The 14,789-nt window shown below is 73.7% G+C and carries 14 protein-coding genes; 1 reads left to right on the top strand and 13 read right to left on the bottom strand.

Annotation, left to right across the window (positions count from 1 at the left end):
- Positions 1–376: 376 nt before the first annotated feature.
- Complete coding sequence (locus FH969_RS05620; protein WP_139986426.1) at positions 377–838, top strand: hypothetical protein; 462 nt, start codon at positions 377–379, stop codon at positions 836–838.
- Positions 839–865: 27 nt separating this feature from the next.
- Here FH969_RS05620 and metK read toward each other — a convergent pair whose 3' ends face one another.
- From metK to pyrR, 13 genes are all read right to left on the bottom strand, one after another.
- Positions 866–2,071 carry a methionine adenosyltransferase gene (metK, locus tag FH969_RS05615; protein WP_139986425.1) on the bottom strand — a complete coding sequence of 402 codons (1,206 nt, stop codon included), beginning with the start codon at positions 2,069–2,071 and terminating at the stop codon, positions 866–868.
- 11 nt (positions 2,072–2,082) lie between these two features.
- On the bottom strand, positions 2,083–3,291 hold the full coding sequence (gene coaBC / locus FH969_RS05610; protein ID WP_139986424.1) for a bifunctional phosphopantothenoylcysteine decarboxylase/phosphopantothenate--cysteine ligase CoaBC: 1,209 nt from the start codon (positions 3,289–3,291) through the stop codon (positions 2,083–2,085).
- A 3-nt stretch (positions 3,292–3,294) separates the two neighbouring features.
- A complete protein-coding gene (gene rpoZ / locus FH969_RS05605) occupies positions 3,295–3,558 on the bottom strand; it encodes a DNA-directed RNA polymerase subunit omega (protein WP_108717457.1) in 264 nt (87 codons plus the stop codon).
- Between the two features lie 121 nt (positions 3,559–3,679).
- Complete coding sequence (gene gmk, locus FH969_RS05600; RefSeq protein WP_234417627.1) at positions 3,680–4,249, bottom strand: guanylate kinase; 570 nt, start codon at positions 4,247–4,249, stop codon at positions 3,680–3,682.
- Positions 4,242–4,553 (bottom strand): integration host factor, actinobacterial type, encoded by a 312-nt coding sequence (gene mihF / locus FH969_RS05595; protein WP_108719873.1) that lies wholly within the window; start codon positions 4,551–4,553, stop codon positions 4,242–4,244. Before mihF ends, gmk begins: the two co-directional genes overlap by 8 nt.
- A 297-nt stretch (positions 4,554–4,850) precedes the next feature.
- Positions 4,851–5,660 carry a tyrosine-protein phosphatase gene (locus FH969_RS05590; RefSeq protein WP_139986423.1) on the bottom strand — a complete coding sequence of 270 codons (810 nt, stop codon included), beginning with the start codon at positions 5,658–5,660 and terminating at the stop codon, positions 4,851–4,853.
- An 86-nt stretch (positions 5,661–5,746) separates the two neighbouring features.
- Complete coding sequence (pyrF, locus tag FH969_RS05585; protein ID WP_218975269.1) at positions 5,747–6,682, bottom strand: orotidine-5'-phosphate decarboxylase; 936 nt, start codon at positions 6,680–6,682, stop codon at positions 5,747–5,749.
- Entirely contained in the window at positions 6,679–10,026 is a 3,348-nt protein-coding gene (gene carB / locus FH969_RS05580) for a carbamoyl-phosphate synthase large subunit (protein WP_108717459.1), read from the bottom strand. The genes pyrF and carB overlap by 4 nt, the downstream gene beginning before the upstream one ends.
- Positions 10,026–11,285 carry a glutamine-hydrolyzing carbamoyl-phosphate synthase small subunit gene (carA, locus tag FH969_RS05575; RefSeq protein ID WP_108717460.1) on the bottom strand — a complete coding sequence of 420 codons (1,260 nt, stop codon included), beginning with the start codon at positions 11,283–11,285 and terminating at the stop codon, positions 10,026–10,028. Before carA ends, carB begins: the two co-directional genes overlap by 1 nt.
- Positions 11,282–11,872, bottom strand: a complete 591-nt coding sequence (locus FH969_RS05570; protein WP_234417629.1) for a PH-like domain-containing protein — start codon at positions 11,870–11,872, stop codon at positions 11,282–11,284. The genes carA and FH969_RS05570 overlap by 4 nt, the downstream gene beginning before the upstream one ends.
- Positions 11,869–13,176 carry a dihydroorotase gene (locus FH969_RS05565; RefSeq protein ID WP_108717461.1) on the bottom strand — a complete coding sequence of 436 codons (1,308 nt, stop codon included), beginning with the start codon at positions 13,174–13,176 and terminating at the stop codon, positions 11,869–11,871. Before FH969_RS05565 ends, FH969_RS05570 begins: the two co-directional genes overlap by 4 nt.
- Positions 13,173–14,162 carry an aspartate carbamoyltransferase catalytic subunit gene (locus FH969_RS05560; RefSeq protein ID WP_108717462.1) on the bottom strand — a complete coding sequence of 330 codons (990 nt, stop codon included), beginning with the start codon at positions 14,160–14,162 and terminating at the stop codon, positions 13,173–13,175. The genes FH969_RS05565 and FH969_RS05560 overlap by 4 nt, the downstream gene beginning before the upstream one ends.
- Complete coding sequence (gene pyrR, locus FH969_RS05555) at positions 14,159–14,752, bottom strand: bifunctional pyr operon transcriptional regulator/uracil phosphoribosyltransferase PyrR (protein WP_108717463.1); 594 nt, start codon at positions 14,750–14,752, stop codon at positions 14,159–14,161. Before pyrR ends, FH969_RS05560 begins: the two co-directional genes overlap by 4 nt.
- Positions 14,753–14,789 lie beyond the last annotated feature (37 nt).

Here is a 14,789-nt window from a genome sequence, read left to right as displayed (position 1 = left end):
GGCTTACGCGAACTGCGGTGGCGAAGTGACTCTCGCGGGGGGAAGAGGATTGGGCCAGGGCGATAGTAGCGGTTCTCGAGCCAGCGCAAAGGAAAAGGCTCCAGTTTGCTTCCACGAGAGCACAATCGTGCCTTGCACGACAGACGCCGGCATCTGGACCGGAGACTGCTACCTCGGACCAATCAACCCGCAGCCGCCGTACTCCGACCCCATCTGGATGGGGCGCAACTACGGGGTGATTCTTCGATGCACATCGATACCCGTGGGGAACAACCTGGGAATTACGCCGGCCACTGCGTACGCGAACTACTGGGCCCCCGCTCCACCCGGGGTCACCTTCGACCCCGTCGCCCTCGCACGTCGCGCTGTCGCCGAGATGGAACTAACCACTCCGCCGATCGGGATGGCGCCTGCGCCCGACCTTGACGACCCGAACGTCCTCATCACGATGCCCGCGCACTTCTGGTTGGACGGCGACGCCCCAAACGAGCTCGGCCCAGCGACGGTGAGCGCGTCCGATGCCGGCCTCACGGTCACGGTCACGGCCACGCTCACGGGCGTCACCTTCAGTACCGGCGACGGCAGCGAGTTCACGTGCACCCGCGCCGAGATCGCCGCAGCGCCCGCCGACCCGACCGCGCCACCCGTGTGCGGCCACACCTGGGAACACCCCAGCGACGACCAACCCGGCGGCGTCTACACCGTCACCGCCACCTCGCACTGGGCCATCACGTGGACCGGCGGCGGTCAGACCGGAACGCTCGACATGGACACCGACGCCTCACTCGACGTCGCCGTCACCGACCTGCCCGTCCACCTCGTCACGGGTCGCGGCTGAGCGGATGGCCCTGAGCGCACAGCCCCGTCAGCGCACAGCCTCCCGCAGCGCCTCGGCCCGGTCCGTCCGCTCCCACGTGAACTCCGGCAGCTCGCGCCCGAAGTGCCCGTAGTTGGACGTCCGCGCGTAGATCGGCCGCAGCAGGTCGAGGTCGTGGATGATCGCCGCCGGCCGCAGGTCGAAGACCTCGTCGATGGCGACGGCGATCGCGTCCGGGGACACGCCGTCGGCCTCGGTCCCGAACGTCTCGATGTACACGCCCACGGGACGCGCGCGCCCGATCGCGTAGGCGACCTGCACCTCGCACCGGCCGGCAAGGCCGGCGGCCACCACGTTCTTCGCCACCCACCGCATCGCGTACGCCGCCGAGCGGTCCACCTTCGAAGGGTCCTTACCGGAGAACGCTCCCCCGCCGTGCCGCGCCATCCCGCCGTAGGTGTCGACGATGATCTTGCGACCCGTGAGGCCGGCGTCCCCCATCGGTCCACCGAGCGTGAACGCGCCCGTGGGGTTCACGAGCAGGTCCACGCCGTCGCGGTCCAGGCCGTCGGGCGTGTGCTCGGCGAGCACGGGCGCGAGCACGTGCTCCTCGAGCAGCTCCCGCAGGTCGAACTCGCTCAACCGGGGGTCGTGCTGCGCCGAGATGACGACCGTCTCGAGCCGAGCCGGCCGGTCGCCGTCGTAGCCGATCGTGACCTGCGTCTTGCCGTCGGGCCGCAGCAGGTCGACCACGCCGTCGTGCCGCACCTGCGCGAGGCGCTCGGATAGCCGGTGGGCGAGGTGGATGGGCAGCGGCATGAGCGTCGGCGTCTCGGCCGTCGCGTAGCCGAACATCAGCCCCTGGTCGCCCGCGCCCTGTGCGTCGTAGGGGTCGACGGCCTCCCCGCCCTGGACCTCCCAGGACTTGACGAGGCCCTGCTCGATCTCGGGCGACTGCTGCCCGATCGAGAGGGAGACCCCGCACGAGCCGCCGTCGAACCCGACCTCGGAGGAGGTGTACCCGATGCTCCGCACCACGTCGCGCACCAGGGCCGGCATCTCCACGTACCCGGTGGTGTTGATCTCCCCAGCGACATGCACGAGGCCCGTGGTCACGAGGGTCTCGACGGCGACGTGCGCCCCGGGGTCGGCCGTGAGGAGGGCGTCGAGGATCGAGTCGGAGATGAGGTCGCTGACCTTGTCGGGGTGCCCCTCCGTGACCGACTCGGACGTGAAGCTGCGCAGCGTGGTCACGAGCGTCGAGCCTAGTGCAGCGAGGACCGGTCCAGACGGTCGCTGACCAGGTCGACCAGGATGCGGGCGACCTCACGCTTGGTGCCCCCGCCGCGACCGACCTCGGTGCCCTCGCCGTCGAGCACGACGACGGAGTTGGGCACGTCGCCGAACCCCAGGTCGACACCCACGGGGTTGACGGCGAGCAGGTCCGCGCCCTTGCGACGCGCCTTGGTGCGGCCGTGCTGCAGGACGGTGCCGACGACGTCGTCGCCCTCACCCGTCTCGGCGGCGAAGCCGACGACGACCTGGCCGGGCCGGCGGTCGGCGACCAGCCCGGCGAGGATGTCGGGGTTCTGCACGAGCTCGAGCGTGAGTCCGGCGTCGCCCGACTTCTTGATCTTGGCGTCGGCAGCGTGCGCGGGCCGGTAGTCGGCGACCGCGGCGGCCATCACGACGACGTCGGCGGTCTTCGCCTCGTGGCGCACCGCAACCTCGAGCTCGGCGGCCGTCCCGACGGGCACCACCCGGTGCGCGCCGAGGGGCACCTCGACGTGCGCCGCGACGATCGTCACGTCCGCCCCGCGGGCGGCGAGCTCGTCGGCGACGGCGAGCCCCTGCCGCCCCGAGGAGCGGTTGCCCAGGAAGCGCACGGGGTCCAGCGGCTCGCGGGTGCCTCCCGCGCTCACGACGGCGCACACACCGGTGAGGTCCTGCGGCGCCAGCAGGGCGAGGGCCGCGGCCGCGATGGCGGCGGGCTCGGGCAGTCGCCCGGGGCCGGAGTCGGCGCCGGCGAGGCGTCCGGTGTCGGGGTCGAGGACGTGGACCCCGCGCGAGCGCAGGAGCGCGACGTTCGCCTGAGTGGCGGGGTGCAGCCACATCTCGGTGTGCATCGCGGGCGCGACGAGGACGGGAGCGGTCACCGTCAGCAGCGTCGCGGTGAGGAGGTCGTCGGCGTGGCCGCCGGCCATCCGGGCAAGCAGGTCCGCCGTCGCGGGGGCGACAACCGCGAGGTCCACGCTCCGGCCCAGGTGGACGTGCTCCACCTCGGGCGCGCCCGTGAAGACGTCGGTGCGGACCGCGTGGCCCGCGAGGGACTCCCACGTCGGCTTGCCGACGAACCGGAGCGCACCCTCGGTGGGCACGACGTGCACGTCGTGCCCGGCCTCGGCCAGGATCCGCAGGAGGCCGACCGCCTTGTAGGCGGCGATGCCTCCGCTGACCCCGAGCAGGACGCGCAGGGCCTACTCCTCGGTGGGGGTGTAGTCCAGGAGGCCCTTGTTGATCTCGCGCATGGCGATCGAGAGCGGCTTCTCCTGCGGACGGGTCTCGACGAGGGGGCCTACGTACTCCAGCAGGCCCTCGTGCAGCTGCGCGTAGTACGCGTTGATCTGGCGCGCGCGCTTGGCGGCGTACAGGACGAGGGCGTACTTCGAGTCGGCGACCTCGAGGAGCTCGTCGATGGGCGGGTCGGTGATGCCCTCGGGGGCGGCGACTGTTCCGGCCATGGTGGATCCTCCAGGGTGCGGGAGCGGGTGGCGGGCTGTCCGGCGCTGCGTCAGCGATCTGACGGCAGGCGGCAACAGCCTCTCAGTCTAGCGCCTCGCGTCGGCGGCGCGGACGGAGGGCTCAGCGCTCGCGGGTCCGCATCAGCGAGACCAGCTCGTCGGCCGCGCGGTGCACGTCGTCGTTCACGATGACGTGGTCGAACTCGCGCACCGCGGCGAGCTCGACGCGGGCGGTGGCGAGCCGGCGCTCGCGCTCCTCCGGCCCCTCGGTGCCGCGCCCGACGAGCCGGTGCACCAGCTCCTCCCAGCTCGGCGGGGCGAGGAACACGAACCGCGCCTGAGGCATCGTGGCACGCACCTGCCGGGCGCCTTGCAGGTCGATCTCTAGCAGGACCGGCACACCGGCCTCGAGGCGTTCCTCCACGGCCGCGCGCGGCGTGCCGTACCGGTTGCGGCCGTGCACCACGGCCCACTCCAGCAGCTCGCCGCGCTTGACCATGCGGTCGAACTGCTGCTCGTCGACGAACGCATAGTGCACGCCGTCGATCTCGCCGGGCCGCGGGGGCCGCGTGGTGGCGGAGACGGACAGCCAGATGTCGGGATGGCGCTCGCGCACGTCTGCCGAGACCGTGCCCTTGCCGACCGCGGTCGGGCCGGCGAGCACCGTGAGCCGCGGGAGCCGCTCAGCCAAAACGGGTCACGAGCGCGCCGCGCTGGTGCGGACCGAGGCCTCGCACCCGACGGGTCTCGGCAATGCCGATCTCGGCCATGATCTGCTTCGCGCGCACCGGCCCGACGCCGGGCAGCGCCTCGAGCAGCGCGCTCACCTTGAGCTTGCCGATCGCCTCGTCGGCCTCGGCTGCCTCGAGAACGCTCGAGAGCGAGGCGCCCGAGTACTTCAGCCGGTTCTTCACCTCGGCGCGGGTCGCCCGGGCCTGGGCTGCCTTCTCCAGCGCGTCGGCGCGCTGCTGCGGCGTGAGTTCGGGAAGGGCCACCTGCGTCTCCTCCATGGTGTACGGACGGCTAGTGCAACCTATCGGCCACGTGCGCCTCCGGCAATCGCGCCGCGGGCCGGGCCCGCGGTCCGGACCGGCCAGAACAGCGTGCCCGACGGCGTACGTCACCGTCGCGCGACCGGCCCGGACGCCCCGCAGACAGCGCCCGACGGCGTGCGTCACCGTCGCGCGACCGGCCCGGACGCCCCGGGGGCGAGTGCCCGACGGCGCAGGTCACGTTCGCCCCACGGGCGCGGACGGTCGTGGTCGAACGCCGGCGGCCGCGTGCCGCGCTCGTCAGCCGAGCAGCCGCCCGCGCAGCCGCTCGACGTCGTTGCCGCCGACGCCGACGGCCGCGAGGAACGGGTCCATGCCCCCGTAGGTGTCCGTCACCGCCTGCTCGGCGGCCCGCAGCCCGTCGATCGACACGCCGAGGAACGGTTCGAGCAGAGCCGGGTCGAGACCCGGCAGCTCCGGGATCACGGCTGCCTGCGCCGCGCTGGCCCGGTTGGACCAGAGGAAGTCCTGCTCGATCCGCTCGGCGGGCACGTCGGCCACGGTGCACGTGAGAGCCACGAGCACCCCGGTGCGGTCCTTCCCCGCCGAGCAGTGCACCACCGTGGCCCCCTCGGCGCGGGCGATGACCCGCAGGCCGGCGCCGAGCTGGGCCGCGGAGGCCGCGTCGGCGACGATCTCGCGGTAGATGCCCACCATGAACTCCTGGGCCCAGCCGGGCTGGCGCAGCAGCTCGAGGAACTGCGCCATCACGGCCGGGTCGGGACCGGCACCGCCGATCTGGCCGGCGAGCGCGGCACCGGGCGAGATCGCCAGGCGGTGGACCGCGACGCCGTCGGGCACCGCGTCACCGCCCTGGTTGGCCACCTCGGGGTCCGAGCGCAGGTCGACCACGTCGGTGACGCCGAGCTCGAGCAGGGTCGAGCGGCCCGCGTCCGTCAGCCCCTGGAGTGCCGCGGTGCGCAGCAGCACCCGTGGAGCCACGCCCGTGAGGCTGGCCGCGTCCCGCGCGTTCCAGGTGCCCTCGATCGTGAGGTCGACCGTGGCCGGGTCTGGCTCGGGACGGGTGGTCGGAGAGGTCGGCGACGTCATGGCGCCATCCTGGCATCCTGAGCCGGCGCCCCGGGGACGCCGCTGGCACGACGGGTCCCCGAAGCCGGCTCCGGACCGGACGAGGCTCAGGTGAGCGCGTCGATCGCGGCGCGAGCCGCGGCCCGCAGCGCGTCGGCATCCGGTCCGGCGCCCAGCACCTCGCGCGAGGACGAGGCGAGCACCTGGCCCCAGGCGGTCCCGACGACGGCACGCACCGACTCCGCGGAGCCGCCCTGCGCGCCCAGTCCCGGCATGAGCAGCGGGCCACGGACCCCGGCCAGGTCGACGCCCCCGCGCCGGGCGGCGTCCCCCACCGTCGCGCCGACGACGAGCCCGACGCTGCCCAGGGCGTGCTGGTCCGCGCCGGGGTTGCCGCCGGCGGCGAGCTCGAGCGCGTTGGCCTCGCCCGCCGCGTTCGCGATCCGCGCGGCGACGGTCACGCCGTGCGTGGCGCCGTCGTCGTCGCTGCGCGCGAGCTGGACGGCCGCACCCTCCGGGTTGGAGGTGAGGCACAGGACGAACACCCCGCGCCCCGACGCCAGCGCGGTGTCGATCGCGGGCGTGAGCGAGTCGAAGCCGAGGTACGGCGAGAGCGTGACGGCGTCGCCCGCGAGCGGCGAGCCCTCCCGCACGAACGCGTCGGCGTAGCCCTGCATCGTGGAGCCGATGTCGCCGCGCTTGGCGTCCACGATCGTCAGCACGCCCGCCTCGCGCGCGGCCGCGATCGTCTCCTCGAGCACCGCGACGCCGCCGGAGCCGTGCCGCTCGAAGAACGCGGCCTGCGGCTTGAGCACCGCGACGATGCCGGCCAGGGCGTCCACCACGCGGAGGGAGAACTCGCGCAGGCCGGCGACGTCGTCGCCCAGGCCCCACGCGCGCAGCAGCGGCGGGTGCGGGTCGATGCCCACGCACAGCCGGCCGCGCTCGTCCATCGCGTCCGCGAGGCGCGCCCCGAAGGCCTGCGACGCACGGGACGCACCGGACGCCCCGGACCCGGCGAACGTGCCGGACCCGGCGCTCACGCGATCACCTCGGCAAGGGCCGCGGGGTCCCCCCCGGTCACGACGGCGTGCCGCGCCGCGTCGAACTCCTGCAGCGAGCGCACCCCGAACGGCCCGCGCCGCACGGCCTCGATCGCGAGGACGGCGACGGCGAACTGCTGGATCGTCGTGACGATCGGCTTGTCGACGGCGGTCGTCGCCGTGCGGATGTCGTACCCGTCCGCGCGCGCTCCCTGGCCGTTGGGGGTGTTCACCACCATGTCGACCTCTCCGGAGGTGATGAGGTCGAGGATGGTGGGCTCGCCGTCGGGCCCCGCACCGTCGGACGCCTTGCGCACCACGCGCGAGTCGATCCCGTAGCGGCGCAGCACGTCGGCCGTGCCGGTGGTCGCGAGGATCTCGAAGCCGAGCTCCTGCAGCCGCGCGACGGGGAACACGATCGAGCGCTTGTCGCGATCGGCGACCGAGACGAACACCGTGCCGGACGTGGGCAGGCCGCCGTAGGCGGCGGACTGGGACTTCGCGAACGCGAGCGGCACGTCGGCGTCGAAGCCCATGACCTCACCCGTCGAGCGCATCTCCGGGCCGAGGACGGTGTCCACCACGGTCCCCTCGGCGGTGCGGAACCGCTTGAAGGGCAGCACGGCCTCCTTGACCGCGATGGGCGAGTCGGGGGGCAGCTGCGCGCCGTCGACGGCGGGCAGGACACCGCGCTCGCGCAGCGACGCGATCGACTCCCCCGCCATGACGAGCGCCGCGGCACGCGCGAGCGGCACGCCCGTCGCCTTGGCGACGAACGGCACCGTGCGCGAGGCCCGCGGGTTCGCCTCGAGGACGTAGAGGATGTCGCTGGACAGCGCGTACTGCACGTTGAGCAGGCCGCGCACCCCGACCCCGCGCGCGATCGCCTCGGTGGAGGCCTTGATCCGCTCGATCTCGCGCCGCGAGATCGTCACCGACGGCAGGACGCAGGCGGAGTCGCCGGAGTGGATACCGGCCTCCTCGATGTGCTCCATGATCCCGCCGAGGAACATCTCCTCGCCGTCGAACAGGGCGTCAACGTCGATCTCGATCGCCTCGTCGAGGAACCGGTCGATGAGCACCGGGGAGGCGAACACCTCGGCGCCCTCGCCCGAGACCGGGGTGGAGCGGCGCACGTAGTCCGCGAGCTGGTCGGCGTCGTAGACGATCTCCATGCCACGCCCACCCAGCACGTAGCTGGGCCGCACGAGCACGGGGTAGCCCACGCCCTCGGCCACCTCGAGCGCCTGCGCGAGCGTGGTGGCCGTGCCGAACGCGGGCGCCGGCAGGCCGGCCGAGACGAGCACCCCGCCGAACACCCCGCGGTCCTCGGCGGCGTCGATCGCCTCGGGCGGCGTGCCCCAGATGGGCAGGCCGGCCGCGGCGAGGTCGGCGGCCAGCGCGAGCGGCGTCTGGCCGCCGAGCTGCACGATCACGCCCGCGACGGGTCCGACGGCGAGCTCGGCGTGGTAGACCTCGAGCACATCCTCGAGCGTGAGCGGCTCGAAGTAGAGCCGGTCGGCGGTGTCGTAGTCGGTCGAGACCGTCTCGGGGTTGCAGTTGACCATGACGGTCTCGTACTCGCCCTTGAGCGCGAGGGCGGCGTGCACGCACGAGTAGTCGAACTCGATGCCCTGGCCGATCCGGTTCGGACCCGAGCCGAGGATGAGCACCGCGGGCCGCTCGCGCGGCTGCACCTCGGTCTCGACGTCGTACGCGGAGTAGTGGTACGGCGTGCGGGCCGCGAACTCCGCCGCGCACGTGTCGACCGTCTTGTAGACCGGGCGCAGCCCGTAGGCGTGCCGCACCTCGCGGACGGTGGCCTCGGACAGGCCGCGGATCTGCGCGATCTGCGCGTCGGAGAACCCGTGCCGCTTGGCGTGCCGCAGGATCTCCGGGTCGAGCGCCTCGGCGGCCTGCAGCGCCTCGGCGACCTCCTGCAGGAGCACGAGCTGGTCGAGGAACCACGGGTCGATCGCCGTCGCCTCGAAGAGCTGCTCGATGCTCGCACCGCCCCGGATCGCCTGCTGCACCTGGAGCAGGCGGCCCTCGGTGGGCACCCGCGCGGCCTCGAGCAGCGCGAGGGTCTCGGCGCTCGTGGGCCGCGGACCGTTCCAGTGCAGCGCGACGCCCTTCTTGTCGATCGAGCGCAGCGCCTTCTGCAGGGCCTCGGTGAAGTTGCGGCCCATCGCCATCGCCTCGCCGACCGACTTCATCGTGGTGGTCAGCGTGGGGTCGGCGGCCGGGAACTTCTCGAACGCGAACCGCGGCACCTTGACGACGACGTAGTCCAGCGTCGGCTCGAACGAGGCCGGCGTGGAGCCCGTGATGTCGTTGGGGATCTCGTCGAGCGTGTACCCGGTGGCCAGGCGCGCGGCGATCTTGGCGATCGGGAAGCCGGTGGCCTTGGACGCCAGCGCGGAGGAGCGCGAGACGCGGGGGTTCATCTCGATGACGATGATGCGGCCGGTCTCGGGGTGGACGGCGAACTGCACGTTGCAGCCGCCGGTGTCCACGCCGACCTCGCGGATGATCGCGATGCCGACGTTGCGCATCCGCTGGTACTCGCGGTCCGTGAGCGTGAGCGCGGGCGCCACGGTGATCGAGTCACCCGTGTGCACGCCGACCGGGTCGACGTTCTCGATCGAGCAGACCACCACGACGTTGTCCGCGCGGTCGCGCATGAGCTCGAGCTCGTACTCCTTCCAGCCGAGGATCGACTCCTCCAGGAGCACCTCGGTGGTCGGGGAGTAGTGCAGGCCGGCGCCGGCGATGCGCCGCAGCTCCGCCTCGTCGTAGGCGATGCCCGAGCCGAGCCCGCCCATCGTGAAGGACGGGCGCACCACGAGCGGGTAGCCGAGATCCTCGGCGGCCGCGAGGCACTCCTCCATCGTGTGGCAGATCGAGCTGCGTGCGGACTCCGCGCCGCAGCGCTCGACCACGCCCTTGAACTGCTCGCGGTCCTCGGCGAGGTGGATCGCCTCGATGTTCGCGCCGATCAGCTCGACGCCGTGCTCGGCGAGCACGCCGTTCTCGTGCAGCGCGATCGCCGTGTTGAGCGCCGTCTGCCCGCCCAGCGTCGGCAGCAGAGCGTCGGGCTTCTCCTTGGCGATGATCGCGGCGACCACCTCGGGCGTGATCGGCTCGACGTAGGTCGCGTCCGCGAACTCCGGGTCGGTCATGATCGTGGCCGGGTTGGAGTTGACGAGGATGACCCGCAGGCCCTCCTCGCGCAGCACGCGGCACGCCTGGGTCCCGGAGTAGTCGAACTCGGCGGCCTGCCCGATGACGATGGGGCCCGACCCGATCACGAGGACCGAGTGCAGGTCGGAGCGGCGGGGCATCAGGAGTTCTCCTCGGGGGCGGTGGAGCCGTCGGGGGCGGCGGAGTCGTCGGTGGCGTTGGTGGCGATCGCGCCGTGGCTGGTCACCAGCTCGACGAGCCGGTCGAACAGGTAGGCGGCGTCGTGCGGTCCGGCCGCGGCCTCGGGGTGGTACTGCACGGAGAACGCCGGGATGTCCAGGCACTCCAGGCCCTCCACGACGTCGTCGTTGAGGCCCACGTGCGACACGATGACGCGGCCGTAGCGACCGCCGTCGTGCGGGGCGACGGACTCCCGCCCGATCGGCGCGTCGACGGCGAAGCCGTGGTTGTGCGCGGTGATCTCGACCTTGCCGGTGCGCACGTCCTTCACCGGCTGGTTGATGCCCCGGTGGCCGAACGTGAGCTTGTACGTCCCGAACCCGAGTGCGCGCCCGAGGATCTGGTTGCCGAAGCAGATCCCGAAGTACGGGATCCCGGCGTCGAGGACGCCGCGCAGGAGCTCGACGGCGTCGTCCGCGGCCGCCGGGTCGCCGGGGCCGTTGGAGAAGAAGACCGCGTCCGGCTCGTGCGCCTGGATGTCGGCCAGGGTGCTCGTGCTCGGCACGACGACCACACGCAGCCCGCGCTCGGCCATCCGGTGCGGCGTCATGTCCTTGATGCCGAGGTCGACGGCGACGACGGTGCCGACCGGGTCGGTGCCGGCCTCCGGCTCCACGACGTACGAACTCGCCGTGGTCACCTCGTCGGCCAGGTCCGCGCCGACCATCTGCGAGCTCGACCGCACCCGCTCGAGCAGCTCGGCCACGCGGGAGGGGCCGGTGGCCGCGGGCACCGCGTCGCCGGAGAACACGCCCGCGCGCATCGCGCCGGCCGTCCGCAGGTGGCGGGTGAGCGCGCGGGTGTCGAGCTCGCGGATGCCGACGATGCCCTGCGCCTCGAGCTCGGCGTCGAGGGAGCGCTCGCTGCGCCAGCTCGACGCACGGCGCGCGGGGTCGCGCACGACGAAGCCGGACACCCAGATCCGGCCCGACTCCGGGTCCTCGCCGTTGACGCCGGTGTTCCCGACGTGCGGCGCCGTCATCACGACGATCTGCTTGTGATAGCTCGGGTCGGTGAGCGTCTCCTGGTAGCCGGTCATGCCGGTGGAGAACACGATCTCGCCCAGGGTCTCCCCGCGCGCGCCCCACGCACGACCGACGTGCACGGTGCCGTCCTCGAGGACGAGGTAGGCCTCCTCGCTCGTGGCACCGGGCGGGGTCTGGCTCGTGGTGGTGGTCATGCGACGTCCTCCTGGGATCGTGCGGACGAGGGGTCGGGGGCGCCGAGCGAGCCGGGTGAGTCGGGGGCGCCCGGCGCGGTGGCTGCGGTTGGCTCGCCGACCGGCGGCGGCGTGATCGCGTTGATCGCGTCCACGAGCCGTGCGCGGTCGGCCGCGTGCCGCGGGTGGACGCCGGTGTCGAGCACGACGTCGCCGGTGCGCCAGCGCAGCACGACGATCCCGCCGGGCTGGGCGACCTTCCCGGCGATGCCGCGCTCGGTGCGGGCGCCGAGCAGCGCCGCGCGCGGCACGACGACGTCGGGCGCTCCGGTCCGGCGCAGCGTCACGCCGTCGTCGCCCACCTCGGCCACGACCGGGGAACGCACGCCGAGGCCGTCGGCGGCGATCCGCTCGAGCCACTCCCCCGCCGTCGTGCTCGAGACGTAGACGCCTTCGACGGCGAGCGTCACCGGCGCGGTCAGGGCGGCGGCGGGTGCACCGAGCCCCACGGCGGTGCGCCGCACGCGGCGGCGCCAGCCCCACCACATGAGGGCCAGCAGCGCGAGCCCGACGAGGACGAGGAGCGCGACGGCGAGCGGCCGGGTCACCGGTCGGCCTCCGTCAGCACGCCGTCGGCGAGCGTCGCGTGACCGCGCAGGAAGGTCCAGCGCACGGCACCGGGGAGCTCGCGGCCGGCGAACGGGGAGTTGCGGCTCGCCGTCGCCTGCGCGGCCGGGTCGACGACGGTGCGCGCGGCCGGGTCCACGAGCACCAGCGACGCGGGCTCGCCCGCCTCGAGCGGGCGGCCGTGGTCGGTCACGCCGCCGATCGCGGCCGGCGTCACCGAGAGCACGCGGGCGACGTCCGCCCAGCCGAAGGGTCCGTCGTCGACCATCACGTGCTGCACCACCGAGAGCGCCGTCTCCAGGCCGGTCATCCCGAACGCGGCGGCGGACCACTCGCAGTCCTTGTCCTGCGCGGCGTGCGGCGCGTGGTCGGTGGCGACGACGTCTATCGTGCCGTCCGCGAGACCGGCGCGGACCGCCTCGACGTCCTCGGCGGTGCGCAGCGGCGGGTTCACCTTGAACACCGGGTCGTAGGTGCGCGCGAGCTCGTCGGTGAGGAGCAGGTGGTGCGGGGTGGCCTCGGCGGTGACGCGGATGCCGCGCGCCTTGGCCCACCGCACGATCTCGACGCTGCCCGCGGTGGACAGGTGCTGCACGTGCAGCCGGCCGCCGACGTGCTCGGCGAGCAGCACGTCGCGCGCGATGATCGCCTCCTCGGCGACGGCGGGCCAGCCGGCCAGGCCGATCTCGGCCGAGACGGCACCCTCGTGCATCTGCGACCCCTGCGTGAGGCGCGGCTCCTGCGCGTGCTGGGCCACCACGCCGTCGAACGCGCGGGTGTACTCCAGCGCGCGGCGCATGAGCACCGGGTCCCACACGCACTTCCCGTCGTCGGAGAAGACGCGCACGCGCGCGGCGGAGGTCGCCATCGCACCGAGCTCGGCGAGGCGCTCGCCCGCGAGGCCGATCGTCACGGCGCCGACGGGCCGCACGTCGGCGTACCCGGCGTCGCGCCCGAGCCGCCAGACCTGCTCCACGACGCCCGCGGTGTCGGCCACCGGGTCGGTGTTCGCCATGGCGTGCACCGCGGTGAACCCGCCGGCCGCGGCGGCGCGCGTGCCGGAGCGGACGGTCTCGGTGTCCTCGCGGCCGGGCTCGCGCAGGTGGGTGTGCAGGTCGACGAGGCCGGGCAGCGCGACGAGCCCGTCGCCGTCGACCACCACGGCGTCGCGGCCGGCCGCCTCGCGCGCGTCGGCGCCGACGGCGAGGATCACCCCGTCGCCGAGCAGCAGGTCCGTCCGCTCGGCGCCCAGGGGCGCCACGGAGCGCAGGAGGTAGCGGGTCATCGGGTCTCCGTCCGGGTGATGTCGGCGGCGGCCTGGGCGGGGTCCTGCCCGGCGAGCAGCGTGTAGAGCACGGCCATCCGCACCGAGACGCCGTTGGCGACCTGCTCCACGACGGTGGAGCGCGGTGAGTCGGCGGCCTCCGCGGAGATCTCCAGGCCGCGGTTCATCGGGCCGGGGTGCATGACGATCGCGTGCTCGGGCAGCCGGTCCACGCGCGCGCGGTCCAGGCCGTAGCGCCGGGCGTACTCGCGCTCGGAGGGGAAGTAGCCGCTCGTCATCCGCTCGCGCTGGACGCGCAGCATCATGACGGCGTCCGGCGCGCCCGCGGGCGCGCCGCCGTCCACGGCGGTGTCCAGGTCGAACGAGACGTCGCACGTCCAGTCCTCGACGCCCACCGGCAGCAGCGTGGGCGGGGCGACGAGCGTGACCCGGGCCCCGAGGGTGTGCAGGAGCTGCACGTTGGACCGCGCGACGCGCGAGTGCAGCACGTCCCCGACGAGCACCACGTGGCGGCCCTGCAGGTCCCCCGTGCCGTCGGCGAGGTGCCGGCGCAGCGTGAACGCGTCGAGCAGCGCCTGGGTCGGGTGCTGGTGCGTGCCGTCACCGGCGTTGACGACGGGCGTGTCGATCCAGCCGGCGTGCGCGAGGCGGTGCGGCGCGCCGGAGGCCGAGTGTCGCACCACGACGGCGTCGGCCCCGATCGCGCGCAGCGTCTGCGCGGTGTCCTTGAGCGACTCGCCCTTGGACACGCTCGAGCCCTTGGCGGAGAAGTTGATGACGTCCGCCGACAGCCGCTTGGCGGCGGCCTCGAACGAGATCCGGGTGCGGGTGGAGTCCTCGAAGAACAGGTTCACCACGGTGAGGCCGCGCAGCGCGGGCAGCTTCTTGATCTGGCGCGACTGGGTGCGCGCCATCGCCTCGGCGACGTCGAGCAGCCCGACCGCCTCGTCCCGGCTCAGGTCGCCGGCGTCCAGCAGGTGCCTCATCGCGTTCCTCCGATCGCGACGGCGTCGACGCCGTCGATCTCCTCCAGGCGCACCTGCACCCGCTCGGTCACCGCCGTCGGCAGGTTCTTGCCGACGTAGTCCGCGCGCACCGGCAGCTGGCGGTGGCCGCGGTCCACGAGGGCCACGAGCTGGACCGCGCGCGGGCGGCCGAGGTCGGTGAGGGCGTCGAGCGCGGCACGCACGGTCCGCCCGGAGAAGAGCACGTCGTCGACGAGGACGACGACGCGCCCGTCGATGCCGCCGGGCGGCAGCACCGTGGGCGTCAGGGAACGGGTCGGGTGGTGGCGCAGGTCGTCGCGGTAGAGCGTGATGTCCAGCTCGCCGACCGGCACGCGGACCGGTGGCTCGCCGTCGGGCGCCTGGGACCGCTCCTCGGCGAGCCGGATCCGGTCGGCGAGACGTGCGGCGAGGGGGACGCCGCGGCTCGGGATGCCGAGCAGGACGAGCTCGGCGGCGCCGTGGTTGCGCTCGAGGATCTCGTGGGCGATCCGGGTCAGCGCCCGGCCGATCTCGTCGGCCGAGAGCACCACCCGCTCGCCCCGGTCCTCACTGTGGTGGGACTGGGTCATGCTGGCTCGCTCCTTCTCCGCCTCACAGGACGGGGTT

The organism is Miniimonas arenae, assembly GCF_006351005.1.
GTDB lineage: Bacteria > Actinomycetota > Actinomycetes > Actinomycetales > Beutenbergiaceae > Miniimonas > Miniimonas arenae.
The sequence above is the reverse complement of the archived record's forward strand: the minus strand, read 5'-3'. Positions and strand labels throughout refer to the sequence as shown.

Bases quoted from the DNA above. Each gene is read 5' to 3' on its own strand.
- FH969_RS05620 (WP_139986426.1), top strand. From the start codon at position 377: ATGGAACTAACCACTCCGCCGATCGGGATGGCGCCTGCGCCCGACCTT.
- rpoZ (WP_108717457.1), bottom strand. From the start codon at position 3,558: ATGGCCGGAACAGTCGCCGCCCCCGAGGGCATCACCGACCCGCCCATC.
- FH969_RS05590 (WP_139986423.1), bottom strand. From the start codon at position 5,660: ATGACGTCGCCGACCTCTCCGACCACCCGTCCCGAGCCAGACCCGGCC.
- carB (WP_108717459.1), bottom strand. From the start codon at position 10,026: ATGCCCCGCCGCTCCGACCTGCACTCGGTCCTCGTGATCGGGTCGGGC.
- carA (WP_108717460.1), bottom strand. From the start codon at position 11,285: ATGACCACCACCACGAGCCAGACCCCGCCCGGTGCCACGAGCGAGGAG.
- FH969_RS05565 (WP_108717461.1), bottom strand. From the start codon at position 13,176: ATGACCCGCTACCTCCTGCGCTCCGTGGCGCCCCTGGGCGCCGAGCGG.
- FH969_RS05560 (WP_108717462.1), bottom strand. From the start codon at position 14,162: ATGAGGCACCTGCTGGACGCCGGCGACCTGAGCCGGGACGAGGCGGTC.
- pyrR (WP_108717463.1), bottom strand. From the start codon at position 14,752: ATGACCCAGTCCCACCACAGTGAGGACCGGGGCGAGCGGGTGGTGCTC.